At 68.1% G+C, this 533-nt stretch carries 1 protein-coding gene; it reads right to left on the bottom strand.

Going from position 1 to position 533, the window contains the following annotated elements; genetic code table 11:
- Nucleotides 1-533, bottom strand: a 533-nt coding sequence (locus EN906_RS36595) for a molybdopterin-dependent oxidoreductase (RefSeq protein ID WP_245484421.1), incomplete at both ends; no start/stop codon positions are given.

Below are 533 nucleotides of genomic sequence, written 5' to 3'. Positions count from 1 at the left end.
CTGGAGCCCAGTCGTGCCGACCCCTTCTGGCCTGCCGGCCATCTCCCCCTCGAGGGGGGAGACTAGCAGCTTTGACACCGGCGCTTCTTCCGCAGCGTTGGCGATTGGCGAAAGCCGAGCGGCAGGCTGATCTCCCCCCTTGAGGGGGAGATGGCCGGCAGGCCAGAAGGGGTCGGCACGACCGGGCGCCGGCCACTGGAACGGCTCAAGCGTTGCGTAGGTCTCGCCATCAACTCCGCCGTAGACGCCAATATCGAAGTCCCGCACACCATCATTCTCGAACCCCGACAGCGCCGCGTGTTCAGCAAAAACTTCCGCCGGCGTCGCATAGGAAAACGCCTCGCCGAACCCCATCCGCTTGCCCACCTCGGCGACGATCCGCCAGTCGGGCAGCACCTCGCCGGGCAGCTCCAAAAACGCGCGCTGGCGCGACACCCGGCGCTCTGAATTGGTGACGGTGCCGTCCTTCTCGCCCCAGGCGGCGGCGGGCAGCCGGACATGGGCATGGCGGACGGTGTCGGTCCGGGCCAGCA

The sequence above is a fragment of the Mesorhizobium sp. M7A.F.Ca.CA.004.06.1.1 genome (genome assembly GCF_003999135.1).
In the GTDB taxonomy this organism is placed as follows: Bacteria; Pseudomonadota; Alphaproteobacteria; order Rhizobiales; family Rhizobiaceae; genus Mesorhizobium.
The sequence above is the reverse complement of the archived record's forward strand: the minus strand, read 5'-3'. Positions and strand labels throughout refer to the sequence as shown.